24 protein-coding genes are annotated in these 23098 nt (G+C 72.2%); 15 read left to right on the plus strand and 9 right to left on the minus strand.

Features of this window, described 5'->3' with window-relative positions; all coding sequences use genetic code 11:
* The first annotated feature begins 192 nt into the window (after nucleotides 1-192).
* Complete coding sequence (locus ABT354_RS08295) at nucleotides 193-1014, plus strand: pentapeptide repeat-containing protein (protein ID WP_351490656.1); 822 nt, start codon at nucleotides 193-195, stop codon at nucleotides 1012-1014.
* Between the two features lie 60 nt (nucleotides 1015-1074).
* On the opposite strand, the gene ABT354_RS08300 is transcribed toward ABT354_RS08295, so the two are convergent.
* Complete coding sequence (locus ABT354_RS08300) at nucleotides 1075-1983, minus strand: lysozyme (RefSeq protein ID WP_502983357.1); 909 nt, start codon at nucleotides 1981-1983, stop codon at nucleotides 1075-1077.
* A 274-nt stretch (nucleotides 1984-2257) separates the two neighbouring features.
* Here ABT354_RS08300 and ABT354_RS08305 point away from each other — a divergent pair, with 274 nt between their 5' ends.
* A complete protein-coding gene (locus tag ABT354_RS08305; RefSeq protein WP_502983358.1) occupies nucleotides 2258-2761 on the plus strand; it encodes a MarR family winged helix-turn-helix transcriptional regulator in 504 nt (167 codons plus the stop codon).
* A gap of 134 nt (nucleotides 2762-2895) precedes the next feature.
* Here ABT354_RS08305 and ABT354_RS08310 read toward each other — a convergent pair whose 3' ends face one another.
* A complete protein-coding gene (locus ABT354_RS08310) occupies nucleotides 2896-3690 on the minus strand; it encodes a hypothetical protein (RefSeq protein WP_351490661.1) in 795 nt (264 codons plus the stop codon).
* Between the two features lie 376 nt (nucleotides 3691-4066).
* Here ABT354_RS08310 and ABT354_RS08315 point away from each other — a divergent pair, with 376 nt between their 5' ends.
* Genes ABT354_RS08315 through ABT354_RS08335 form a run of 5 tightly spaced genes read left to right on the plus strand, consistent with a single transcriptional unit; the run spans nucleotide 4067 to nucleotide 9870 of the window.
* The gene (locus ABT354_RS08315; RefSeq protein WP_502983359.1) at nucleotides 4067-6949 is read left to right on the plus strand and encodes a sensor histidine kinase; all 2883 of its coding nucleotides are present in this window, start codon (nucleotides 4067-4069) and stop codon (nucleotides 6947-6949) included.
* The gene (locus ABT354_RS08320; RefSeq protein ID WP_351490665.1) at nucleotides 6946-7428 is read left to right on the plus strand and encodes a roadblock/LC7 domain-containing protein; all 483 of its coding nucleotides are present in this window, start codon (nucleotides 6946-6948) and stop codon (nucleotides 7426-7428) included. The genes ABT354_RS08315 and ABT354_RS08320 overlap by 4 nt, the downstream gene beginning before the upstream one ends.
* 23 nt (nucleotides 7429-7451) lie before the next feature.
* Nucleotides 7452-7862 (plus strand): DUF742 domain-containing protein, encoded by a 411-nt coding sequence (locus tag ABT354_RS08325; RefSeq protein WP_502983370.1) that lies wholly within the window; start codon nucleotides 7452-7454, stop codon nucleotides 7860-7862.
* Nucleotides 7843-8541, plus strand: a complete 699-nt coding sequence (locus ABT354_RS08330) for a GTP-binding protein (RefSeq protein WP_502983360.1) — start codon at nucleotides 7843-7845, stop codon at nucleotides 8539-8541. Before ABT354_RS08325 ends, ABT354_RS08330 begins: the two co-directional genes overlap by 20 nt.
* Nucleotides 8542-8589: 48 nt before the next feature.
* Nucleotides 8590-9870 carry a styrene monooxygenase/indole monooxygenase family protein gene (locus tag ABT354_RS08335; RefSeq protein ID WP_351490670.1) on the plus strand — a complete coding sequence of 427 codons (1281 nt, stop codon included), beginning with the start codon at nucleotides 8590-8592 and terminating at the stop codon, nucleotides 9868-9870.
* Here ABT354_RS08335 and ABT354_RS08340 read toward each other — a convergent pair.
* Together ABT354_RS08340 and ABT354_RS08345 are read right to left on the minus strand one after the other, a co-directional pair.
* On the minus strand, nucleotides 9798-11144 hold the full coding sequence (locus ABT354_RS08340; protein ID WP_351490672.1) for a C40 family peptidase: 1347 nt from the start codon (nucleotides 11142-11144) through the stop codon (nucleotides 9798-9800). The genes ABT354_RS08335 and ABT354_RS08340 overlap by 73 nt on opposite strands.
* Nucleotides 11145-11256: 112 nt before the next feature.
* The gene (locus tag ABT354_RS08345; protein WP_351490673.1) at nucleotides 11257-11541 is read right to left on the minus strand and encodes a DUF8847 domain-containing protein; all 285 of its coding nucleotides are present in this window, start codon (nucleotides 11539-11541) and stop codon (nucleotides 11257-11259) included.
* A gap of 691 nt (nucleotides 11542-12232) precedes the next feature.
* Here ABT354_RS08345 and ABT354_RS08350 point away from each other — a divergent pair.
* The 4 genes from ABT354_RS08350 to ABT354_RS08365 all read left to right on the plus strand — a co-directional run bounded on the left by ABT354_RS08350 (nucleotide 12233) and on the right by ABT354_RS08365 (nucleotide 15197).
* The gene (locus ABT354_RS08350; protein ID WP_351491170.1) at nucleotides 12233-12370 is read left to right on the plus strand and encodes a hypothetical protein; all 138 of its coding nucleotides are present in this window, start codon (nucleotides 12233-12235) and stop codon (nucleotides 12368-12370) included.
* Nucleotides 12371-13035: 665 nt separating this feature from the next.
* The gene (gene ltrA, locus ABT354_RS08355; protein ID WP_351490676.1) at nucleotides 13036-14421 is read left to right on the plus strand and encodes a group II intron reverse transcriptase/maturase; all 1386 of its coding nucleotides are present in this window, start codon (nucleotides 13036-13038) and stop codon (nucleotides 14419-14421) included.
* A gap of 207 nt (nucleotides 14422-14628) precedes the next feature.
* Nucleotides 14629-14934, plus strand: a complete 306-nt coding sequence (locus ABT354_RS08360; protein ID WP_502983361.1) for a hypothetical protein — start codon at nucleotides 14629-14631, stop codon at nucleotides 14932-14934.
* Nucleotides 14935-15044: 110 nt separating this feature from the next.
* Entirely contained in the window at nucleotides 15045-15197 is a 153-nt protein-coding gene (locus tag ABT354_RS08365) for a hypothetical protein (protein WP_351490680.1), read from the plus strand.
* A 3-nt stretch (nucleotides 15198-15200) separates the two neighbouring features.
* Here ABT354_RS08365 and ABT354_RS08370 read toward each other — a convergent pair whose 3' ends face one another.
* Nucleotides 15201-15737 carry a hypothetical protein gene (locus tag ABT354_RS08370; RefSeq protein ID WP_351490682.1) on the minus strand — a complete coding sequence of 179 codons (537 nt, stop codon included), beginning with the start codon at nucleotides 15735-15737 and terminating at the stop codon, nucleotides 15201-15203.
* A 559-nt stretch (nucleotides 15738-16296) separates the two neighbouring features.
* On the opposite strand from ABT354_RS08370, the gene ABT354_RS08375 reads away from it, so the two are divergent.
* Entirely contained in the window at nucleotides 16297-16800 is a 504-nt protein-coding gene (locus ABT354_RS08375) for a DinB family protein (RefSeq protein WP_351490685.1), read from the plus strand.
* A 16-nt stretch (nucleotides 16801-16816) separates the two neighbouring features.
* On the opposite strand, the gene ABT354_RS08380 is transcribed toward ABT354_RS08375, so the two are convergent.
* Both ABT354_RS08380 and ABT354_RS08385 read right to left on the minus strand, forming a co-directional pair.
* Nucleotides 16817-17545: a TetR/AcrR family transcriptional regulator gene (locus ABT354_RS08380; RefSeq protein WP_351490688.1), complete on the minus strand. Its 729-nt coding sequence runs from the start codon at nucleotides 17543-17545 to the stop codon at nucleotides 16817-16819.
* Between the two features lie 83 nt (nucleotides 17546-17628).
* A complete protein-coding gene (locus ABT354_RS08385; RefSeq protein WP_351490690.1) occupies nucleotides 17629-18564 on the minus strand; it encodes an AurF N-oxygenase family protein in 936 nt (311 codons plus the stop codon).
* Between the two features lie 210 nt (nucleotides 18565-18774).
* On the opposite strand from ABT354_RS08385, the gene ABT354_RS08390 reads away from it, so the two are divergent.
* Both ABT354_RS08390 and ABT354_RS08395 read left to right on the plus strand, forming a co-directional pair.
* Complete coding sequence (locus ABT354_RS08390; RefSeq protein WP_351490692.1) at nucleotides 18775-19905, plus strand: ferritin-like domain-containing protein; 1131 nt, start codon at nucleotides 18775-18777, stop codon at nucleotides 19903-19905.
* A gap of 134 nt (nucleotides 19906-20039) precedes the next feature.
* Nucleotides 20040-20597 (plus strand): DUF6882 domain-containing protein, encoded by a 558-nt coding sequence (locus tag ABT354_RS08395; RefSeq protein ID WP_351490694.1) that lies wholly within the window; start codon nucleotides 20040-20042, stop codon nucleotides 20595-20597.
* Here ABT354_RS08395 and ABT354_RS08400 read toward each other — a convergent pair.
* Nucleotides 20594-21559: an alpha/beta fold hydrolase gene (locus ABT354_RS08400; RefSeq protein WP_351490696.1), complete on the minus strand. Its 966-nt coding sequence runs from the start codon at nucleotides 21557-21559 to the stop codon at nucleotides 20594-20596. The two genes, ABT354_RS08395 and ABT354_RS08400, sit on opposite strands and share 4 nt — an antisense overlap.
* Nucleotides 21560-21677: 118 nt before the next feature.
* Here ABT354_RS08400 and ABT354_RS08405 point away from each other — a divergent pair, with 118 nt between their 5' ends.
* Entirely contained in the window at nucleotides 21678-22574 is an 897-nt protein-coding gene (locus tag ABT354_RS08405; protein ID WP_351490699.1) for an ADP-ribosylglycohydrolase family protein, read from the plus strand.
* Nucleotides 22575-22606: 32 nt separating this feature from the next.
* On the opposite strand, the gene ABT354_RS08410 is transcribed toward ABT354_RS08405, so the two are convergent.
* Nucleotides 22607-23062 carry a DUF3291 domain-containing protein gene (locus ABT354_RS08410; protein ID WP_351490701.1) on the minus strand — a complete coding sequence of 152 codons (456 nt, stop codon included), beginning with the start codon at nucleotides 23060-23062 and terminating at the stop codon, nucleotides 22607-22609.
* Between the last annotated feature and the right edge of the window lie 36 nt (nucleotides 23063-23098).

Raw genomic sequence — 23098 nt, forward strand, 5'->3', positions numbered from 1 at the left:
CCCCGCCCGGGACCCGAACGTGCCCGGGACCCGAACGTGCCCGGGACCCGAACGTGCCCGGGACCCGAACGTGCCCGGGACCTGAGCCCGCCCGGGACCCGAGCCCGCCCGGGAATCCCTCCGCCCCGCCGGGAGGGCCTCCGCCCGGAAATCCCCGGGCGGCGGGCGGCGTTCCTCGGTCACCATGGCCGGATGGAAACCACCGCCCCACCCTGGGGGGACCCGGAGCTGCGCGCCGACTGCGCCAGCTGCTCCGGTCTCTGCTGTGTCGCGCTCCCCTTCGCGGCCTCCGCCGACTTCGCCGTGGACAAGCCCGCCGGGCAGCCCTGCCGCAACCTCGACCGCGACTTCCGCTGCGGCATCCACACCCGGCTGCGCACGGGCGGCTTCACCGGATGCGCGGTGTACGACTGCTTCGGGGCGGGGCAGAAGATCTCCCGGCACACCTCCGGCGGCGACTGGCGGCACGACCGGGCCGGCGCCGCGGCCACCTTCGCGGCCCTCCCCGTCGTACGCCTCCTCCAGGAACTGCGGTGGTACCTCCGCGAGACGCTGGCCCACGCCGCCGCCCGTCCCGTCCACGACCGGGCCCGGGAGCTGCTGGCGCGGACCGAGGAGCTGACCGGCCTGGACCCGGACCGGCTCGCCGCCCTCGATACGGCCGCCCACCGGCAGCGGGTCGGCGCGGTGCTCCAGCGGGCGAGCGAACTCGTCCGGGCCCCGGCCGGCCGCCGGGCCAAGGACCGCAAGGGCGCCGACCTCCTGGGCGCCCGGCTGCGCGGCGCCGATCTGCGCGGGGCGAGCCTGCGCGGCGCCCTGCTCATCGCCGCCGATCTCACCGGGGCGGATCTGCGGGGCGCCGATCTCCTGGGGGCGGATCTGCGCGACACCGAGCTGTCCGGCGCCGATCTGACGGGGAGCCTCTTCCTCACCCGGCCGCAGCTGAACGCGGCCCGGGGGGACCGGGCCACCCGGCTCTCCCCCGGCGTCGAGCGCCCCGCGCACTGGTCCTGACCCGGCGGCCCTCCTGGGGCGGGCCGCCCCCGGCACCCGGGGGCGGCCCTGGTGGTCAGGTCAGCCGGTGGCCAGCGCCGTGACCCGTTCGAGCGCCCCGTTGAAGCGGTTGTGATCGCCGACGAGCGGCCCCGACGAGGTGTACTGCCACATCGTGTGGACGCTCCACCCGGCGGGCAGCGGCCCCGGAGACGTGTTGTACCGGGGGAGCCACAGGGGGTTGGCCGCGCCGAACCCCGCGTACCCGCCGGTGCACTGGGTCCACCAGCTGGTCGCGGTGTAGATCACCGCGTCCCGGCCGGTCCGGGTCCGGTAGCGGTCCAGGAACTCCCGGATCCAGCTCACCATCTGGGTGGGCGTCCGGCCGTAACAGGTGTCGCCGTACGGGTTCCACTCGATGTCCAGCGCGCCCGGCAGGGTCCTGCCGTCCCGGCTCCAGCCACCGCCGTGGTCGACGAAGTAGTCGGCCTGGACGCTCCCGCTCGTCGTGTCGGGCGTGGCGAAGTGGTACGCGCCCCGGATCATCCCGGTGGTGTACGAGCCGCTGTACTGCTGGGAGTAGTAGGGGTTGCGGTAGTAGGTCCCCTCGGTGGCCTTCACATAGGCCCACTTCACCCCGGAGTCCCACAGGGCGGGCCAGTCGACGTTCCCCTGATGGCTGGAGACATCGACCCCCTCGGTCTGGACGGCGCGGCTGTCCGGGGGCAGCGGCCCCTGGCCGTCATGGGCGATGACCCCCATGCCCAGATAGGCGGAGCCGCGCGGCGGGGCGTCCCACCAGGGCAGGGCGGACCAGGTTCCGGTCGGCGGGGGAGCGGCGGCCCCGGCCGGGAAGGGAGCGGTGGCTCCGGTCGGCGGGGGAGCGGTGGCTCCGGCCGGGGACGGATGGGCGATCAGAAGGGACAGGAGAGAGGGGACGGCGAGGAGCGCGGCGACCACCCGTGACCGGCGGCGCGGCCTCCCCCGCAAGGACTTGGAATGGAAAGTTCCGGATCTCTGCACGGACCCAGCCTGCCCCCGATCACCGGCGGCGGTGCGGTGCGGCGGCGCGGCGGCGTACCGGGATGGAGCAACGATGGAGCAATATGGAGTGAACATGCCATGAGGCTCATCGGGTACGGCGCTCCGCGCGGAGAGGACCACTCCGGCGGGGACCGGACCGCCACCCGGGGGCCCTGGCTGCGAAATACTGATGAGGCCGCGACCGCCGCCGTCGCCGGTGCGGACATGCAGGGAAACCGGAATGCGTACGAGGGGTGCTGACGTGCACAGAACCGACACGGGGAGAACGGACGGCCCCGGCGGCGGGAGCGGGGTCGACCGCGAGTTCCTGGCGCTGGAGCGGGAGTTGGCGGTCTTCCTCCGCCGCGCCCGCGCCTCCTCGGGCGAGATGGCCCGGCAGCTCCACCCCGATCTGGAGGCCTCCGCCTACGGTCTGCTCGTCCGGCTGGAGGAGACCGGCTCGCTGCGGGCCACGGATCTCGCGGGGTACTTCGGCGTCGGCAAGGCCACGATGAGCCGTCAGCTCCGGGCGCTCGAACGGCTCGGCCTGGTGGTGCGCGAGCCCGATCCGGCGGACGGCCGGGCATCACTCATCCGGCTCACCGAAGAAGGGCTCCACCGGTTCCGCCGGGTGAGGGACGCCCGCCGGGAGCGCTATGTCGCCAAGCTCGCCGGGTGGGACCGCGCGGAGATCGCCGAGCTGGCCCGCCTCCTCCACCAGCTCAACGCCCGCGCCGAGGACTGAGTCGCCGTACCCCGAGGGGCGGGGGCGGGGGCCGTACGGATCCGGGGGCCGCGGGCGTACGGAGACGAGAGGGCTCCGGGCGTACGGGCCCCACCGGCCCCACCGGGGTACGGGTCCCACCGGCGTACGGGCCCTCACTCCAGCTCGGCGAGGACCACCGAGGCGTCGTCGTGCCGCTTCCACCGCACCGCCGCCGTCAACGCCGGAGCCCCCGACTCCTCCAGCTCCCGCACCCGCCCGAGCAGCCCCCGCGCGCCCTCCTTCCGGACCACCCCCAGGCACTGGGTCCAGTCGCCCCGGCCGAAGAGGTCCACCCAGCGCGCGGCGCCGTCGGTCAGCGCCGCCACCGACCGCACCCGCGCCCGTGGCGTCGACCCGGTCACCGCCATCGCCGCCACCGCCGGGTCCGCCGCCGCCGTGAAGAAGCCGCCCGCCGCGTTCCGCAGGGCGTCCACCGCCGCATGGGAGCGGCGGGTCTCCGGCGGGATCCGGTCCACCCGGTCGTCGACCACCGCCCGCACCTCCCCCTCGGGCGATTCGATCAGCAGGGTGGAGTCCGCGAGCACCAGATGTTCGACCGGATCGGCCGGTCCGCCCCAGCGGACCAGGGCCACGGTTGTCTGCGGTGTTCGAACGTGAGAAAGGTCACAGGTGTTTCGATGGGCGTCCGCGGTGCGCCGGATGGCGGCGGAGAGAATCCCGGCCAGTGGCGTATCCGGACGAGAAGCGGACAGTTCGACGAGCGCGCCCCCGAGCCGCGCGGTGAACCAGGGCACCGGATGCACACACCCGTAGTCACCCTCCGGTGGCGTGACACCGTCCAGCACCACCAGCGATCCGCCCCGCCCGGATGCGGGCAGTGCCGCCGACACCCAGTCTTCGTTGGGCCGTTCGGGTGAACCTGAAGAAGTGGCCAGATCCATACGCATGGCCCCTAGTCTGCATGACTTGTTCACGTGACCTGCATACCTGCGGAAACCGTAGGTACGAGCAGGTCAGAGCCGCATCGCCGGGCCTGACGGAGCGTCTGCACGGGGTGCGGGCGCGCATCCTCCCAAAGCCCGGCCGTAAGATCCAGTCGGCGTCCACGGTTCGGCTGCTGAGGCAACCGAGAGGAGTTGTTCGCCAACTCCCCAGTGATGTTCACTCGTTCAGGTGGCAGAGCGGCCGATGCGCGCCTCCTTCCCCAAAAGCACTGGAATGGTGTCATCTCGTGCCTGGGGTCCAGGGGTCCGAGTGTGACCGGTCGTCATCTCTGCTCCAGGTTCCCAAGGGTGGACGAGTCAAGCAGGATTGCGAGCACCGGTGCAGAAGAAGCGGCCTCAGGCCCCCCTGGCCTCTGAGACGTATCCGGCACAGGACGGCACACCGACCCCTGTTCCACAGGGTCGTGCCCGAAGGGTGCGCAACCGCCTCGTCATAGGGGTCGCCGTCGCCGGTCTCGCCGTCGCGGGCGCCGGCACGCCCGGGGCCCTCAGCGGCCTCGACGACCTGCGCGAATCCCAGGGCCTGCTCACCCTCGCCCAGCTCAACCGCCAGGCCGTCACCCTCGCCCACTCGCTCTCCGACGAGCGCGACGAGGTCACCGCGTACATCGCCGCGGGCCGTGACGAACAGCGCGGCGGCAAGCGGGAGCGGCGCGACGTCACCGACGCCCGCACCTCCCGCGTCGACCGCCAGATCGAGGAGATCCGCGGCGCCATCCCGGACGACCGCGCGGAGCTACGCCGCGACCTGGCCACCGTGCCGTCGCTGCGCCGCACCGCGCTCACCGGCAAGGGCTCCGCCATGGAGGCCCACCAGGCGTACACCACGGTGATCACCGCCCTCCAGGGCCTCGCCGACGAACTCGCCGACCGGCTGCCGCCGCGCGCCGGGGACGCCACCCGGGCCGCCCGCGCCACCGCCGAACTCGGCCTCGCCGCCGAACAGGCGTCCGCCGCGCGAGGCCTGCTGCTGGCCGCGGTCTCCGTACCCGCCGTCGAGCCCGTCACCTCCATCGACCAGATCACCGGGCTCCCCGTGGAGAAGGAGAGCACCGAGGGCAAGAAGGCCGAGGAGGACCGCGCGGCCCTCAGCTCCGCCGCCCAGCAGGCCCGGGTTCGCGAGCTGGCCGCCCTCGCCGACTTCGACCAGGCCGCCGCCAAGGAGGCCCGCGACTCCCTCGCCGAGACCGTCACCGGCGCCGAGGTCAAGGCCGCCGAGGGCTTCCTCGCCCGCCTCACCGACCAGCCCCGGCTCACCGCGTCCGAGCGCGGCACCGACCGGGAGAAGCTGGACGCCGCCCTCACCGCCCGGATCGACCAGATGCGCGGGGTGGAATCCACCCTCGCCTCCGAGCGGATCAGCGCCCTCGAAGCCCTCCGCGACGACGATGTGTCCGCCCTCCAGATCCAGCTCGCCGTCCTCGGCGGACTGGTCCTGATCTGCATCGGGGTCTCCACCGCCGTCGCCCGCACCCTCACCCGGCCGCTCGCCGTGGTGCGCCTCGGCGCGGCCCGCCTCGCCGAGCAGCCCGAGACCGCCGAGCCCGTCGGCTTCACCGGGCGCAACGATGAGTTCGCCCAGGTCGTCCGCTCCCTCAACAGCCTCCACGGCCGGGTCCGCGACCTGGCCCGGCGCGCCGACGACCTCGGCAGCGAACGCACCGGACTCATCGCCTCCCGGGACAACCTCGCCGCCAAGCTCTCCGAGTCCCGCGCCGAGCTGCGCGAACGGACCGACGAACTCGCCGCCGAACTCCGGCGGCTGCACCACACCGTCGACCACACCTTCGTCAACCTCTCGCTGCGCACCCTCGGCCTGGTCGAACGCCAGCTCGGAGTGATCGAGAAGCTGGAGGAGCGGGAGCAGGACCCCGAGCGCCTCGCCACCCTCTTCAAGCTCGACCACATGGCCACCGTGATGCGCCGCCACAGCGAGAACCTCCTGGTCCTCGCCGGTGCCGAACACGGCCACGGCCACCCCGGACCGGTCCCGCTGGTCGATGTGCTGCGCGCCGCCGTCAGCGAGATCGAGCGGTACGAGCGGGTGGTCATCCAGTCGCTGCCCCCGCACGCCCATATCGCCGGGTTCGCCGCCGACGACCTCAGCCACCTCATCGCCGAACTGCTGGAGAACGCGACCTCCTTCTCGCCGCCGGACGCCCAGGTCGAGCTGTCGGGCTGGCTCCTGGAGAACGGCGAGATCATGCTCTCCGTCCAGGACACCGGCATCGGGATGACCGCCGCCCGGCTCGCCGAGCTGAACGCCCGTCTCGACGACCCGCAGGCCTATGAGCAGGCCCCCACCGGCGGCGACGCCGAGGGGCTCGGGCTGCGGGTGGCCGGACTGCTGGCCTCCCGGCACAAGGTCCGCGTCCAGCTGCGCGAGCAGAAGCAGGGCGGGGTCACCGCCGTGGTCGTGCTGCCCTCGGCGCTGCTGCCCGTACCGCCGCCCGTCGAGGGGGTGGCGTCGATGTCGGACACCGGCACCACCCAGGTCCGGTTCCCCGGCTCGGCCGCCGAGGCCAACTCCAACGCACTCCCCGCCGGCACCCGCCGGCCGGTGCCCGCCCAGCAGACCCACGGTCCGCGCCACGCCGCCCCTCCCGCCCCCGGCCACGACCCCCTGGTCGAGGCGGCCGAGGCGGCGGTGCGCCAGGCCGAGGACACCGTCCACGACACCCATGAGCGGGCCCCCGACCGGGCCCCCGTGGGCACGGGCACCGGCACCGCTTCCGTGAGCACCGGCACCGGTACCGGCCCCGCCTCCGTGGACGAGCCCACCTTCGCGATGCGGCTCCCGGACGCCGACCCCCTCGCCCCCGCGCCGGAGCCCGCCGCGACTCCCCCCGTAACGGAGCTTCCCACCAGGGCGGGGCGCCACAGCGCCGAGGCGTTTCCGGCGCCCGGAACCGGGCAGCCGGGGGAAGCCGCCCGGACCGGCGCCGCGCCGGCTCCGGTGACCGGGGCCGAACCCGTCGGGGAACGTCTCACCGACAAGGGGCTGCCCAAGCGCACCCCCAAGGTCGTCAAGCCCGCCGCCGCACCCGGCGAGCGGACCGGCAGCGTCGACGCCGAAGCCCTGCGCCGCAGGCTGGGCGGCTTCCAGAAGGCCGCCGAGCGCGGCCGTACGGAGGCCAGGGCGGAGATCGCGCGCACGGAACACAGAGAATCGGGGGACACAGTCGAGGAGGCACGCAGTTGACTGCGACCGGCACGTTCGGCCTGAGCAGTGAGGCCCGCAATCTGCACTGGTTGCTGAGCAATCTGGTGGAGGAGGTGCCTGGTCTGCGGTCGGTCGCCGTCGTCTCGTCCGACGGACTGCTGCTGCTCTCCTCCGACCCGGCGCGGAACATCGCCCCGACCGGGGTGGAACGCCAGGAGGGCCCCCGGGGCTCCAGCGCCGACCTCGCCACGATTGTCTCCGGCATCGGCAGCCTGACCGTCGGCGCCGCCCGGCTGATGGACGGCGGCGGGGTCAAGCAGACCATGGTCGCCATGGAGGAGGGCTGCGTCTTCATCATGTCCATCAGCGACGGCTCCCTCCTCGGGGTGCACGCCGACGCCGACTGCGACATGTCCGTCGTCGCGTACCACATGGGTCTCTTCGTGGGGCGGGCCGGACATGTGCTCACCCCCGAACTCCGCAGTGAGCTGAGGAAGTCCCTGGAGGAGGCGCAGTGACCGCCGCACCGCCGCCCGCCGGGTTGCCGGCGCCCGCTTCCCCCGCCGGGCTGCCGGTGCGCGGGGAGAACCGCCGCCCCGCGCGGGTGCGCCCGTACTCCCTCACCGGCGGCCGGACCCGCTTCGGCCATGTCCTGCTGGTCGAGACCTTTGTCGCCGCGCTGGAGGCCCCGGCCGACCGCCCGGAGCTGACCAAGGGGGATCTCTCCACCCGGGTCATGCCCGAACTCCAGGCCATCGTGGAGCTGTGCCGGCGGATGCGGACGGTCGCCGAGATCTCCGCGATCCTCAAGATGCCGCTGGGTGTGGTGAGGGTGCTGCTCAGCGACCTGGCCGACCAGGGAAAGATTCGTGTATACGGCACCGGGCACGCCCCGGGCCGCCCCGAACGCGCACTGCTGGAAAGGGTGCTGAGTGGACTCCGCCGCCTCTGACACGCTCGCCTCCGAGAGTCCGGCCACCGGGCCCCTGCTCTCGCCCCTGCCCGGGCAGCGGGGGTACGACCGCCGGGAGGCGCACCACCCCGCCGAGGAGGGCCTCCAGGACTGGCAGCTCGATCACACCAGGGCCCCCACCGCCGCGAAGGTCGTGGTCGCGGGGGGCTTCGGCGTGGGCAAGACCACCTTCGTCGCCTCGGTCTCGGAGATCACCCCGCTCCAGACCGAGGCGCTGATGACCCAGGCGAGCGAGGAGACCGACGACCTCTCCGCCACCCCCGAGAAGCTGACCACCACGGTCGCCATGGACTTCGGCCGGATCACCCTCGACCGGGACCTGGTGCTGTATGTCTTCGGTACGCCGGGCCAGCAGCGGTTCTGGTTCATGTGGGACGACCTGTCCCGGGGCGCGATCGGCGCGATCGTGCTCGCCGACACCCGGCGGCTCTCCGACTGCTTTCCCGCGCTCGACTACTTCGAGAGCAGCGGGCTGCCGTACATCGTCGCCGTCAATCACTTCGACGGTTCGGAACTCTTCGAGACCGAGGACGTACGGGAGGCCTTGACCATACCGGCCCAGGTGCCGATTGTGATCATGGACGCGCGTGATCAGAACCGTGTGATCGAGTCCCTGCTCGCACTGGTGACCCACGCGCTGGACGCCACCCCCGAATAGTCCCGGCGGTTCCCCCACCGCCTCGTTCAGACGAAAGAGACCCCCCGGATGCGGAAGATACTCATCGTCGGTGCCGGTCAGTCCGGCCTTCAGCTCGCTCTTGGACTGCTGTCCCAGGGCTATGACGTCACCCTGATGTCCAACCGGACCGCCGACGAGATCCGGCACGGCCGGGTCATGTCCACCCAGTGCATGTTCCACACCGCGCTCCAGAACGAGCGTGACCTCGGCATCAACTTCTGGGAGAACCAGGCCCCCCGTATCGAGGGTCTCGGTGTCTCCGTCGCCGGACCGGAGTCCCAGCGCCTGATCGACTGGGTCGGCAGGCTCGACGGCTATGCCCAATCCGTCGATCAGCGGGTCAAGATGGCCGGCTGGATGGAGGCCTTCGCCCAGCGCGGCGGACAGCTGGTCATCCATGGCGCGGCCGTGGGCGACCTCGACTACTTCGCCCGCACCTATGACCTGGTACTGGTCTCGGCCGGTAAGGGCGAGCTGGTCTCCATGTTCGCACGGGACGCCGCCCGCTCCCCGTACGACGCGCCGCAGCGCGCGCTGGCCGTCGCCTATGTGCACGGCATGGGGCCCCGGCCGGAGCACCCCGAGTTCGACGCGGTGCGGTGCAACCTCGTCCCCGGGGTCGGGGAACTCTTCGTCATGCCGACCTGGACCGTCTCCGGCCGGGCGGACATCCTCTTCTGGGAGGGCATCCCGGGCGGTCCGCTCGATGTCTTCCAGGGCATCCGGGACCCCCAGGAGCATCTGCGGCTCACGCTGGAACTGCTGGAACGTTTCCTCCCGTGGGAGTACGCCCGTTGCGCCGAGGTCGAGCTGACCGACGAGGGCGGCACCCTCGCCGGGCGGTACGCGCCCACGGTCCGCAAGCCCATCGGGCGGCTGCCCAGCGGCGGACTGGTGCTGGGGGTGGCGGATGTGGTCGTGGCCAATGACCCGATCACCGGCCAGGGCTCCAACTCGGCCTCCAAGTGCGCGGCCTCCTATCTCGCCTCGATCGTGGAACACGGCGACCGGCCGTTCGACGGGGAGTGGATGCAGTCGGCGTTCGACCGCTACTGGGAGACCGCGCGGCATGTCACCAAGTGGACCAACGCGATGCTGGCACCGCCGCCGGAGCACGTCCTGAACGTGCTGGGCGCGGCGGGACAGCTCCAGCCGGTGGCGGACCGGTTCGCCAATGGCTTCAACGACCCCGGGGACTTCGAGAACTTCTTCTACGACCCGGCGCTCGCGGAGGCCTATCTGGCGGAGGTGGGGGCGGCGGCGGCATCCGCCGGGGGCGGTCGGAGCGCGGAGTCCCCTGCCGCCTGACCCGTCGTACCGAGCGGGGTCCCGCCCGCCCAGCCCGTGTCCGGTCCCGCCGTCGCCCCCTCGGGGAGCGGCGGCGGGATGTACGCGCCCGGCGGCAGCGGGGACCCGAGGGGATCCGGGCGGACCGCGCCCAGCAGCGGATTGGCGGCGATGGGGGAGACCTTGACGGCCGTCCCCGGGCGCGGTGCGTGCACCACCCGGCCGCCGCCGATGTAGAGCCCCACATGGGTGGCGCCCGGGAAGTAGACCACCAGATCCCCCGGGCGCAGCGAGCGCAGCGGCACCCGGGGCAGCCGGGCCCACTGCTCCTGGCTGGTGCGCGGGATCCGTACCCCGGCGGCCTCCCACGCCCGCAGGGTCAGCCCGGAGCAGTCGAAGGTATCGGGCCCCTCGGCGCCCCAGACATAGTCCTTGCCGAGCTGCGCGAGCGCGAACCGCAGGGCCAGCATTCCCGCCCGGGTCGGCGGCCGGTCCCGGTTCAGGGCCCCGGCGGGGAGCACGGTGTCCAGGGCGCCGGGCGCGGAGACCCCGCTGATCTGGGCCGGGGTGAGGGAGGCGAGCAGCTCCTCGACGGCCCGCAGCCGCACGGCGGCTCCGTCCCGGGCGATCCGCTGCCGGGCGGCGAGGGTGCGTTCCCGGTCCAGGGCCCGGCGTGCGGCGCGGGCCAGCGTCTCGGCGCGATGGGTCGCCCCCTCCAGCCGGTGCAGGGCGGTCCTGCGGTGGGCGGCGGCCCGCTCCAGCAGGTACTTCTCGTCGACGGACCGCCGGGGGTCGCGGGCGAGCAGCAGCCGCAGCAGGGCGGACAGCTCGGAGTGGCCCTGGTACTGCTCCCGCGCCAGCCGCCCCGCCTCCACCCGGCTCGCCCCCAGCGCCTCCCGCGCCCGGGTCAGCCGCCGCCCGATCCTGGCGGTCCGCACCCGCTGCTCGGTGAGCCGCCGGGCGGCGGTCTGGTACCGGGTGCCGGCGTCCTCGGCGTGCAGATAGAGGACCCGCAGCCGGGCGAGGGCGTCGGGGAGGGAGACGGGGGCCCCGGGCACGAGCGGCGCGGGTACGCCGGGTGCGGCTGGCGGGCCGGGCAGTGCGGGTACGGCCGGTGCGCCTTCCGGTTCGGGTACGGTCGGGCGCGCGGCCGGCGCGATCCGCAGGGCCTCTCCGGGTACGGGGCCGGCGGGGGCCAGGGCCAGCGCCGTCACCGCGGCGAGCGCGGCCGTGCCCGTCCGGCCCGCCCTGCACACCGGCCGGGGGCGTCGTGGCCCTGCCCGTCCGCCTGCCACCACCACATCACCTCCGGGCCGGTGCGGGCCACCCGTGAGGGGCCCGCACCCTGGGTATGTGCACGCGCGGACCCTCCGGTCCACCACAATGGGGCGAACCGGACCAACACCGTCACCCCTTCGGGCGACCCCCCGACGGCTTCGACCAGGGCCACTTCAGCTCCCGCCGCTCCCGCCCCTCCGGCGCGTACACATACTTCCAGCCCCGCTGAAGCCCGAGCCGCTTCGTGTACCCGAGCGGCTCCCGCCGGTACGCGTGCACCACCTCCGCACCGCCGTCCTCCTGCGGTACGGGAACCTCGTACCACTTCGGCGGATGCCCGGTGGCTCCCAGGTACACGGGGAGCGCCTGCCCGTCGAGGGGGCCGCCGACGAAGGGTGTGTTCTCGCTTCTCACGGGCCCAGTCTCACCCATGCGCCTGCCTTGTCCTGTACGGGCGCCCCCGCACGGCCCCTGCCGGGCCGGGACGGAACAATTTCAGCCTCGCCGACGTTTGAGGCTCGGGGCCTCAGGAAATTGAGCCCCTCCGGCGTTTGAGGAGCGGGGTTCGGGGCTGGCCCCCGACGTGTGCCCGAGGCTGCTCGGGGCTGGAGTCCGTCCTCAATCGCCGGACGGGCTTACTTTTGCGCACCCGCCCCGAGGCCCACCCGAGGCGCTCGGAAAACCCAGCCCCGCCGGCGTTTGAGGCGCGGGGGCTTCGGGGGCTGGCCCCCGACGTCCGCCCGAGCCGTCTCGGGGTGCGGGTCCGTCCTCAAGCCCCCCAGACTTCGTCCGGGGGGACCCCCATCGGGCTGAGATGGTGCGGGCAGCCCGTACCCAGGGGCTTGGACGCGAGGTGTCTCGTGGGTGCGGGGGCGGGGGCCTCCGGGCTCACCTCCTCGGGGCCGGCAGACCGAGGCGCCGTGTCCGGTTCGGGGGCCGTCCGCCGGTCCCCTGCGGGGGCGACCCTGCACCCCCCACCCTCGTGTCACGAGGCCAACCGCACCCGGGGTGCGGGCGGACCGCGACGGGGGAAGGGTCGCCCGTTAGGGCGAATCGTCTTCGATCCGCGGGCCCCCTTGGTCGCCACCGCGTAGGACGTGGTCGCATGGGACTCGGAGACCGGCACCAGAAGAAGGACGTCGAACCGGCGCTGAAGCGGGCGGAGGCGGCAGGCCTCAAAGTGACCCATGACAAGAACCGCCATCGCTGGGGCTACCTGATCGCGCGCCGTGAGGCTCTGTGAAGCCGAGTGGTGGTGAGAGGCCATCACCTTCGCGCTGTCGCAGCAGCGTGGTGAAGCTGGGGGCAGTCTGATCCGGGAGACGCCGGTGAGGGCGGGAAGCAGCCCCGACAAAGACGGGACGCCCCGGTATCGCCAGACGGGGTGGGTCCGGCAAGCGAGACGGGAAGGTGTACGAGAGGAACCAGCGTCTGAAAGCCTCTTAAGAGCGAAACACCAGCTCAAATCTGGCGGATATGGGCTGGCCAGCGGTGTGCACCTGCCGTGCTTATGTGCGGTGGGGAACTCCCGGAACGGATAATGAGGCTGAACCGGGAGGCCACGGAGAAGGTCTGCGGCGTATCCGTGGCAAGGCCGCAGGGGCAAAGCTGGGCACCTCACCTGTCGATCGGTTCACAGGGAACACGGGAACCGCCCCGGTGGTCCCAACCCTTTCAGGATCCACCTGGTTGGGGTGGGAAGGCCCGTCGTCGGCTGACGCTGCCGGGGTGGGGCGGAGGAGCCGTAGTAGTCGCCGGAGTAACGACCGGCCGTGAAGTCCGGGAGAGCCGGAATGAGGGCGAAGGGCTCCAGCGAGTTCGCAGCAAGTAAGCAGACTGGGGAGGTCACCTGTGAATACGGGTGCTCCGTGGCCCGATATCGATACGGCGGAGCTGCGGGTACACAGGATGCAGCGCAAGCTGCACCATTGGGCGGTCGATGAACCCGGCCGCACTTTCGATGATCTGTTCAACCTCGTCCACGATCCCGGCTTCCTGGTGGTCGCCTGGGAACGTGTGCGGACGAACAAGGGTGCCCGCTCGGCGGGAGTCGACGGGGAGCCTCCCCGCGCTCTCGGCCCGGCCGGAGCGATGCGGATGCTCACCGGTCTCCGTGAGGAGATCAAGGAGCGCCGTTTCCGGCCGGATCCGGTCAGGGAGGTGATGATCCCGAAGGCGAACGGCAAGAAGCGCCGCCTGGGCATCGCCACCACGGCCGACCGGGTGGTGCAGGCCTCGCTCAAGCTGGTGCTGGAGCCGATCTTCGAGGCGGATTTCGTTCCGTGCTCGTACGGATTCCGGCCCCGGCGGCGGGCACAGGACGCCATTGCCGAGATCCACCGCTTCACCACCCTGAAGTACCACTGGGTGTTCGAGGCGGATATCGAGGCGTGTTTCGATGAGATCGATCATGCGGCTCTCATGGCGAGAGTGCGCGGTCGGATCAGCGACCGGCGTGTCCTGGCCCTGGTGAGGGCGTTCCTCAAGGCCGGGATCCTCTCCGAGGACCTGGTCGACCGGGAGGCCCTGACCGGGACGCCGCAAGGCGGCATCCTCTCACCCCTGCTCAGCAACATCGCCCTGTCAGTCCTGGACGAGCATTTCCATGCCAAATGGCATGGAGTCGGCTCGGCCAAGAGACGCCAGAGGCATATCGCGGCCGGTGGCTCGGCGATGCGGATCATCCGCTACGCGGATGACTTCGTCATCGTAGTCCATGGGAAACGCGAACATGCCGAGGCACTGTGGGGTGAAGTGGCGGCGGTGCTCGCTCCGATGGGTCTGCGCCTGTCGGTCGAGAAGACGAGGGTGGTGCACATTGACGAGGGGTTCGACTTCCTCGGTTTCCGTATCCAGCGGAAGGTGAAGAGGGGGACGAACAAGCGGTACACCTACACCTGGCCGTCGAAGAAGGCGCTCGCGTCGGTTATCGACAAGGTCAGACAGGCGACACGCAGCCACAGGCATCGAGAGCTTGCCGATCTGTTGAGCCACCTCAACCCGATTCTCCGAGGCTGGTGCAACTACTTCAAGCATGGAGTGTCGAAACGGACCTTCTCCTACGTCAGCCAGTTTGCATGGTGGCGTGTGGTGACATGGCTCCGCAAGCGGCACAAGGGCTTGAACTGGGGTGCTTTCATCCATCGGGTCATTCCCGGATGGAAGATCCGCGACGGAAAGCTGGAGTTGTTCTCCCCGCAGTCGGTCAGCGTGACCCGCTACCGATACCGCGGAGCAAACATCACCACCCCCTGGACGGCAAGACTGCCGGAAACAACCGCCACGATGGCATGAACTCGTGGAGAGCCCGTTGCGCTGAGAGGCGCACGGCGGGTTCGGAGGGCGGGTCCGGGAAACGGACCGGTGGCGACACCGGCACCGCGCCCGGACTCGACCCCTACTGCTGCCCCTGCAATGACGACATCACGATCTACTGCACTCCCCGGAGCGCCGGGGATGAAGCGAAGAGGATCGATCAGTTCACATGGAGGCATCGAAACTGTGCGTGACTGGTACTTCAACCTTGTGCTGGACGCCCCGCTCACCCCGGAGCAGAAGGACACCCTCGACGGTCTGGACCGCTTCGGAGCGGGCGGAGTAGGTCTGGCCGAGCGGCCGGGTTACAGCCGGTTCACCTGCCTCATCCCGGCCGAAACCCTCACGGACGCCATCGCGGATGCGCTGGGCCGCTTCGAGGACTTCCCCGGTGTCCTGATCCGCAGCGTGGAGATGGACCACTTCGACCTGAGCGCCAACGGTATGTGGACCCCCGCCGTGGCCCCCGTACCACCACCCCTGTCTGTGTGACCCCAGGAGAGAGCCCCACCCCCCGGACACCATCAGAACCGGGCCGCCGGGCCACCCGCTGTACCAGGGCCGAGGTCAAGGCCGCCCAGGGCCGGGTCCTGAGGATGCCGATGGGGCGACAACAGGAGAGGACCGTCCCCGCGCTGGGGCGAGGCGGCAAGGGTCTCGATGCGGTGAGGAGTCCTGCTGCCGTGGCGGCCAAGGTGCTGCGGCGGGCATGGTCCGCGCTGCTGCGATGGGTCATGGCTGCCTCCGAGGGGTGATGGTTACCCCACGATCCCCGGCGCCCTCGGCCGGAAAGCCCGGCTTCCGTATCGATGCATCGTCCGGACGGTCGTCGCGGACGGCCGATGCGGCAGCCCGCATCCACAGCTCCCCTGACGTACCTGAGTCAGGTACTTCCCCGTCACCAGCAGGGCGAGCGCCTGGGTGACCGTGGCCCGTCGGCGTTCCTTGCCGCTTGCCGCCGACGCGCCGACGGCGGCCTGCCGCAGCAGGCCGGGCAGTTGGACGGCCACGGACTCGAACCGGTCGGCGCGGTAGAGAGTGTGCACGTCCAGGACGCGCTGGCGGAGGTCGTCGGTGTGATCCGGCTGCTCCGAGCGTTCCGCGATGAACCCGTCGATGCCCACGGGCGGCATGAGTGCCATGCGGATGGGGACGAGACTCCTCTTGGTGGCCTCGTCCCCGACGACCGGAGCGGGTGAGTCCGCCAAGAGGAGGTACGAGGTCGGGACGCCGAGGCCCCGGGCGATGGTGTGCAGGGTCGCCCCCGCAGGGGACCGGCGGACGGTCCCTCGCACTGGACCTTCTCCTCGGTCTGCCGGCCCCGAGGAGGTGAGCCCGGAGGCCCCCGCCCCCGCACCCGCGAGCCACCTCGCGTCCAAGCCCCTGGGTACGGGCTGCCCGCACAAATCCAGCCCGATGGGGGTCCCCCCCGGACGAAGTCTGGGGGAGCTTGAGGACGGACCTTGGCCCCGGGCCACCTCGGGGCGAACGGTCGGGCAAATCAAGCCCGTCCGGCGATTGAGGACGGACCCGAGCCCTGAGTTGGCTCGGGCGGACGTCGGGGGCCAGCCCCCGAACCCCTGCTCCTCAATCGCCGGAGGGGCTGAACTTTGACTGCCTCGGGCACCTGTCGGGGCCAGCCCCGAACCCCGCTCCTCAAACGCCGGAGGGGCTCAATTTCCTGAGGCCCCGCGCCTCAAACGCCGGCGAGGCTCGGTTTGGGGGGACCCCCATGGGGCTGGTTTTGAGGCCCTCGTTGTGAGGCCCCCGCGCCTCAAGGGGCACGCGATCCGGGCGTGATAAACGCGTGGGTGGTAGGAGTGAGGCATGGCAACTTTTCCCGATGGGCGGCCCATGCCGCCTCTCCGTGGCGGTGACGAACGCGTCCTGCTCTCCACCTGGCTGGACTTCCAACGCGAGACCCTGGCGCTCAAGTGCGCCGGGCTCGGCGAGGAGGAGTTGCGGCGGGCCTCCGTGGAGCCGTCCATCATGAGCCTGCTCGGGCTGGTGCAACACATGGAGGCGGTGGAGCGGAACTGGTTCCAGCAGGTGGTGGCGGGGCGGGACGCGCCCTGGCAGGACGCCGAGGGGAACGGGTTCATGGTCCCGGAGGAGCGGACCGCCGGGGAGGTGGTGGCGTCGTGGCGGGAGGAGTTGGAGCGCAGCCGGGAGGTGTTCGTGGCGGCGGGGGCGCTCGACAGGGAGTGCGCGCTGGTCGAACAGCGGATGATCGAGGCCCTGGGGGACACCCATGTCACCCTGCGCTGGATCATCGTCCACCTCATCGGGGAGTACGCGCGCCACAACGGCCACGCGGACCTGCTGCGCGAACGGGCCGACGGCGCCACGGGCTTCTGAACCCTCAGCTGCGGCGTCAGCCCTGGCCGGCGGTGCGGCGGGCCGTCGGCAGAAGGGCATGGGCCAGACGGCCGGCCGGGCCGTCGGGGTGCTCCAGGAGGAGAAGGGCGTCGAGGCGGCCGGCCGTGTCCGGGTCACCGGCGGCGGTCGCCGCCAGCGTGGCGATGAGTTGGTCGAGGAGCCAGTCCCGCAGCTCCGGCGCGGCGGGGCGGCGGCCCTCGTCCAGCCAGATCAGGGACGCGGCCTCGACCGCCGCGATCCAGACGCGCACCAGCATCCGCAGCCGGAGGCCGGGCCGGTCGCCGCCGAGGTGGACCAGGATCTGTTCGGCGGCCGCGCGCCGGACCTCGTCCACGATGGAGGTGGTCCGTGAGGTCTCCGCGACGCTCCCGCCCCGCAGCAGCGCGCTGAAGCCGGTGGCGTGCCCGTCCACGAAGACCAGATAGCGGTCGAGCATCCGGGAGATCCGCTCGGTCGGCGGCCCCGACTCGGGCTCCGCGAAGCAGAGTTCCAGCTCATCGGCGGCGGAGCGCAGCGCGGTCTCGTACAGCTGCTGCTTGCCGCCCGGGAAGTACCGGTACACGAGCGGCCGGGAGACCCCGGCGGCCTCCGCCACATCGTCCAGGGAGACATCCTCCGGGGCCCGCTGGGCGAACAGCGTCAGCGCCGAGGTGAGGAGTTGGCTGCGGCGGTCCTCGACGCTCATCCTCCGGTAGGCGGGCGCGGCTGGAGTCCGGGAGGTCATGACCGCAGGGTAGCCGCAAGGGCCGGAAAAGGGACGAGTGGGGCGACCCCGGGGAAGGACCCCCACCCGCCCCCCGGGCTCCGTCAGGCGATCAGGCCCGAGCTGCGCCAGAGCCGGCGCCCCGGCCCGCGCAGTACCCCGATGTCGTCCAGGAAGTCGGTCAGCCGCTTCGCCCCCGCCCGCATCACCTCCGTGCGGTGGCCGCTGGCCCGCACCTCGGCGACCGCGACCCGGCGGTCGAGGCCGACCGCCTCGTACACCCCCGGGTTGATGAAGCAGCGGGAGAAGACCCGCGCCGCCTCGCCGCTGCTGAGCCGGGTCAGCTCGCGCTCCCAGCGCGGTGCGGTGACCATCTGGCGGCGCAGCTCCTCCCTGGCGTAGCGGACATGGCGGGCCTCCTCCACCACATGGATCCGGGTGACCGACCGGATCAGCGGCTGCACCCGCTCGTCGGGGAAGGCGAGCCGCTGCATCCAGTCGAGGATCTCCTCGCCGAGCAGGGTGGCCGCGAAGGAGCCGGGGGTGGTCGAGATGCTCTTCAGGACCCGGCCGAGCTGGTGATAGGCGTGCGGTACGGGGTACGCGGGGGTGCCGCCCTTCTCGATCATGCGGGCGAACATCATGGAGTGCCGGCACTCGTCGGCGATCTCGGTGAGCGCGTACCGCACATGCCTGCTGGTCACGGACCGGTCGTAGATGTGCCGGACGAGCAGCTGCATCAGGATGATCTCGAACCAGATGCCGAGCGAGGCGAGCGACGCGGCCTCGTGGCGGGCCAGCTCCCTGCGCTGCTCCTCGGGCATCCGGCGCCACAGCGGGGTGTCGTAGAGCGAGACCAGCTCCGGGGGCCAGAACCACTTGCCGTCCTCGAAGGGCGCGTCCCAGTCGATGTCCCGGTCGGGGTCGAAGGAGTGCCGGGCCGACGCGTCCAGCAGTCGCTGGGCCACCCGCTCGCGGTCGCGGAGGGGGCCGAGGGCGTCCTGGAGCAGGGCCGGATCGGGTTCGGACACGGTCGTCATGGTGGGTCCACCTCATGGCGGTCTGGACGGTGTGGTGGCCCCCCGCCCCGCGCGGCCGGAACGGGGGGCCACCCTTATCAGACTCGGTGTCAGCAGACGCGTCAACACATCCGGCGCGACTTGTTGACTACCCGTCTACCAAGTGTGAGCCTGCCCCTGTGCGCTCAAGTCGCCCTGGAATCACGGGGCATGGACGAAGGAGTCGCCCAGGTGTCCACGTACGACCACTACGTGCAACCCCCCGTCACCCCCGACTGGCAGGTCCCCGCCTCCGGTGCGGCCCGCTTCAACTGGGAGTACGACGGAGGCAGGGATCATCTGCTCGCCCTGTACCAGAAGGGCAAGGACAAACAGTGGGACGGCGCCCGGCGCATCGACTGGGCGCTGGAGGTCGACCCCTACGACCCTCTCGGCGCCCCGGACGAGACGCTCATCCTGTACGGGACCCGTTACTGGGACAGGATGACCGCCCGGCAGCGCCGCGACTGCCATCGCCACGCCGCCTCCTGGCAGTTCAGCCAGTTCCTCCACGGCGAGCAGGGGGCGATGGTGTGCGCCGCGCGGATCGTGGAGTCGGCGCCGGACCTCGACGCGAAGTTCTACTCCGCCACCCAGACCATGGACGAGGCCCGGCACGCGGAGATCTACGCCCGCTTCCTCCAGGAGAAGGTCGGGATGGTCTATCCCGTCAACGACAACCTCCAGGCACTGCTCGGCGACACCCTGCGCGACTCCCGCTGGGACATGCCCTATCTGGGGATGCAGGTCCTGATCGAGGGGCTGGCGCTGGCCGCGTTCGGGCTGATACGCGACCTCACCAACAAGCCCCTGCCCAAGCAGATCCTCGCCTATGTGATGCAGGACGAGGCCCGCCATGTCGCCTTCGGGCGGATGGCGTTACGGGACTACTACCGGGAGCTGTCCGATGCCGAACTGCGTGAGCGCGAGGAGTTCGTCATCGAGGGCTGCTATCTGATGCGCGACCGCATCAAGGGCATCGAGGTGATGGAGAACTTCGGGGTGCCCCGCAAGGAGGCGGAGGAGCTGGCGGAGCGGTCGGAGTATGTCCGGCTCTTCCGCAAGCTGCTGTTCAGCAGGATCGTCCCCTGCGTCAAGGACATCGGTCTGTGGGGGCCCCGGCTCCAGAAGGCCTATGTCGACATGGGGGTGCTGGAGATGGGCAATGCCGATCTCGATCTGCTGATGGCGCAGGACGAGGAGATAGCGGAGCGGCTGGACCGCGAGCGCTTCGCGGCGGAGGAGCGGGCGCGGGTGGAGGAGGTGGCGGAGGCGATCAGGCAGGGCGCGGGGGACGAGCACCCCCAGGACCCCCAGGGCTGACAGGACTGACAGGACCGGCGGGGCTGACAGGACCGGCGGGGCGGAGAGGGCGCCCGGGGCCTCCCCGGGCGCGGGCGGCGCGGGGTGCGGGGCAGGGTGTCGGGCGGGAGGGGGCCGTCTGGCAGACTCCCTCCGTGGAACGGAACAAACAGGATGAGAAGCCCCATGAGGGCGACCAGTCGGCGGATCAGGACGATCTCGGCACCCTGCTGTTGCAGGGCGAGGACCTGATCGGCGGGTTGGCGCAGGCCCACCGGACCTGGGGGCTGGGCTCGGCGCAGCGCTGGGACCTGGACCAGCGGACCGGCCTGATCAGCTGGACGTTCCCGGACCGGACCGCGACCGCCCCCGCGCAGATCCTCGGCAGTTACAGCCCCACGGCCGGTTCCTGGCTCTGGGCCTGGGCGAACGAGAGCATCCTGCCGTCGCTGGGCCGGGACGCCCGGAGCCTCCGGGAGTGGGGCGAACGGCACGGCCATGCCGCCTTCACCGAGCCGACGCTTCCCGTGGACGAGGAGAGCGTGGCCACCCTCACCGCGCTGGCGGTGCGGATCACCCGGGCGGGCGGCTTCTACCGGGCCCCGGCGGGCGCGTCCGTGGTCATGGTCACCTTCGGTCCGGTCACCCTGACCGCCGCGGACGGCACCACCTCCGCCTTCACCGTCGACCTCTCCCCGGAAGACGCTCCCTAGCGGCGGGTGGGCCCGCGCCCACCAAGGGCCGCCGTCGCGGTCGCGGCCGCCGTCACGGTCGTGGTCGCCGTCGCCGTCGCGGTCGCGAGGAAGTCCGTCACCGCGGTGGCCACCGCCTCCGGCTCCTCCAGGAGCATCGCATGGGTGGCGTCCACCCCGGTGACCGTCACGCTGTCGGGGCGGGACCGGGTCAGGTGGGCGAGGTCGGTGTCCAGGCCCCGGTTCCAGGACTCCATCAGCGCGTCGAACCACTCCATGCCGGGTACGGGCGGCTGCGGGCGCTCCGCGCGGATCAGCAGCAGCGGGCAGTCGACCCGGGCCAGCAGGGCGAAGACATCCAGGGTGTCCATGGCGTCCAGCATCTCCAGGGCGGCGGCCCGCTCCGGGAGGGTCTGCCAGGTGCCGTCGGGCAGCGGGCGGGCGGCTTCCCGGGCCGCCGCCTCCGCGCGTTCGCGGGGGATGCCGAAGCCCTCGGCGTACGCGGCCTGCCGCTCCGGGTGGCCGGCGGGGGCGACCGCGCCGGCGGCCACCCGGGAGAGTTCCCGTACCCGCTCGGCGTCCGGATGGCGGCCCGGGGTGCCCCAGCCGAAGCCGTCCAGGCTCACCGCGGCGGGGGTGGCGCCGGGGTGCGCCACGGCGTACCGCGCGGCCAGCATCCCGCCGAGGGAGTGACCGACCGGGACGGCGCCCTCGGCCCCGTACGCCCGGAGGGTCTCCGCGAGGTCGGCGACGACCCCGTCGAAGGTCCAGGGGGAGCGGTCCGGGGAGCGGCCGTGGCCGGGCAGGTCGACGGCGAGGACCCGGTGCCCCGCCGCCCGCAGGGCGGGTGCGGCGGCGGCCCAGTCGGCGTGCGAACGCCCGGCGCCGTGCAGCAGGAGCAGGGGCGTTCCCTCGCCCCCGTGGTCATGGAGGTGCAGTCGCGTCGTACGGGAGGTCGTCCCGGAAGTCATGCGGGAGGTCATACGGGAAACGGTAGGCGCGGCCGCGCGGCCGAAGATCGTCCGGAAGAAGGACGGAAACGGCCCCGGGTACGGACGACAATGGATATACGGCGTCGGGGCGTTCGGGAACGATGACCGTATGACCGTCACCGTGAATCCCGCCGACCGATCCGCCGCCCGCCGCAGCCTTCAGGGGCTCGCCCTCGGGGACGCCTTCGGGGAGCGCTGGTTCCCCCGCTTCCGGGAACGGCAGCCGGCCCGGGAGCAGATCAGGGACCGCCGGGTGCCGGAGGAGACCGACTGGCGCTGGACCGATGACACCGCGATGGCGCTCGCCCTCCACGGCGTGCTGGAGCGGCACGGGGAGGTCGACCAGGACCGGCTCGCCGCCGCCTTCGCCCGTGCCTACGCCGACGACGGATCGCGGGGGTACGGGCAGGGGATGCGGGTCCTGCTGCCGAGGCTGCTGGCGGAGCCGGGGCGCTGGCGGGCGCTGGCGCCCGAGCTGTTCGACGGCGGCAGCCTGGGGAACGGGGCGGCGATGCGGGTGGCCCCGCTGGGCGCCTGGTTCGCCGCCGACCTCGCCACGGTGGTCCGGCAGGCCGGGCTCTCCGCCCGGGTCACCCATGCCCACCCGGAGGGGGTCGCGGGGGCGGTCGCGGTGGCGGTGGCCGCCGCGCTCTCGGTCCGGGGCGAGCTGTCCCCGGCGGCGGTCGCCGCGCACACCCCGCCGGGGCTGGTCCACGACGGTCTGGTGCGGGCCGCCGGGCTGCCCCCCGCCACCGAGCCGGGGCGCGCGGCGGAGATCCTCGGCAGCGGGGCCGGGATCCGCGCCGACGACACCGTCCCCTTCGCCGTGTGGACCGCCGCCCGCCACCCCGACGACCTGGAGGCGGCGCTCTGGTCCACCGCCGAGGGGTTCGGCGATGTGGACACCACCTGTGCCATCACCGGGGGGATCGTCGCCGCCGCCACCGGTCTGGACCGGATCCCCGCGGTGTGGATCGCCAGCAGTGAGCCCCTCCCGGGCGGCTGAACGGAGCGTAACCCGGGGCGGCGGTACGGGCGTCAGGCCCCGGGCGGCGGGAAGGACCTCCCCAGGGTGAACGCCTCCGGGGTGGGGCCCAGCTCGCGCAGCCGGGTGAGCTTCTTCTCGGCCTCCGCGATGGTCGGGCGATGGCCGGAAGGCACCCACCACAGCGCGGTCATCGCCTCCCGGGGGCGCTCGAAGAACTCGAAGCGCCGGGCGAGCAGCCCCCGGTGCGTCCCCTGGTACATAAAGGCGGTCAGCGCGTTGCTGTCCCGCCAGACCGACATATTCGGCAGCAGTCGCTCCTCTCCGAAGAACCGCAGGTCGGCGTGGTCCTCCCCGTCTCCGGGGAGCAGCCGCCAGACAAAGCCGTCGGCGGCCTCCGCATCCGCGTTGACCGAGTCGAGGTTGTCGGTGAAATCCTTCATCTCGGGTGCTTCGAGGGGGTATTTGAGCCAGGCGACATTCACTTGTGCGAGTTCGTACGAGGTCATGGACGTACGGTAATCGGCCATGTGTACGACGGGGAG

The organism is Streptomyces sp. NPDC000594 (assembly GCF_040299965.1).
GTDB lineage: Bacteria > Actinomycetota > Actinomycetes > Streptomycetales > Streptomycetaceae > Streptomyces.

Bases quoted from the DNA above. Each gene is read 5' to 3' on its own strand.
- ABT354_RS08295 (WP_351490656.1), top strand. From the start codon at position 193: ATGGAAACCACCGCCCCACCCTGGGGGGACCCGGAGCTGCGCGCCGAC.
- ABT354_RS08305 (WP_502983358.1), top strand. From the start codon at position 2,258: ATGCGTACGAGGGGTGCTGACGTGCACAGAACCGACACGGGGAGAACG.
- ABT354_RS08310 (WP_351490661.1), bottom strand. From the start codon at position 3,690: ATGCGTATGGATCTGGCCACTTCTTCAGGTTCACCCGAACGGCCCAAC.
- ABT354_RS08335 (WP_351490670.1), top strand. From the start codon at position 8,590: ATGCGGAAGATACTCATCGTCGGTGCCGGTCAGTCCGGCCTTCAGCTC.
- ABT354_RS08350 (WP_351491170.1), top strand. From the start codon at position 12,233: ATGGGACTCGGAGACCGGCACCAGAAGAAGGACGTCGAACCGGCGCTG.
- ltrA (WP_351490676.1), top strand. From the start codon at position 13,036: ATGCAGCGCAAGCTGCACCATTGGGCGGTCGATGAACCCGGCCGCACT.
- ABT354_RS08365 (WP_351490680.1), top strand. From the start codon at position 15,045: ATGGGGCGACAACAGGAGAGGACCGTCCCCGCGCTGGGGCGAGGCGGC.
- ABT354_RS08375 (WP_351490685.1), top strand. From the start codon at position 16,297: ATGCCGCCTCTCCGTGGCGGTGACGAACGCGTCCTGCTCTCCACCTGG.
- ABT354_RS08380 (WP_351490688.1), bottom strand. From the start codon at position 17,545: ATGACCTCCCGGACTCCAGCCGCGCCCGCCTACCGGAGGATGAGCGTC.
- ABT354_RS08385 (WP_351490690.1), bottom strand. From the start codon at position 18,564: ATGACGACCGTGTCCGAACCCGATCCGGCCCTGCTCCAGGACGCCCTC.
- ABT354_RS08400 (WP_351490696.1), bottom strand. From the start codon at position 21,559: ATGACCTCCCGCATGACTTCCGGGACGACCTCCCGTACGACGCGACTG.
- ABT354_RS08405 (WP_351490699.1), top strand. From the start codon at position 21,678: ATGACCGTCACCGTGAATCCCGCCGACCGATCCGCCGCCCGCCGCAGC.
- ABT354_RS08410 (WP_351490701.1), bottom strand. From the start codon at position 23,062: ATGACCTCGTACGAACTCGCACAAGTGAATGTCGCCTGGCTCAAATAC.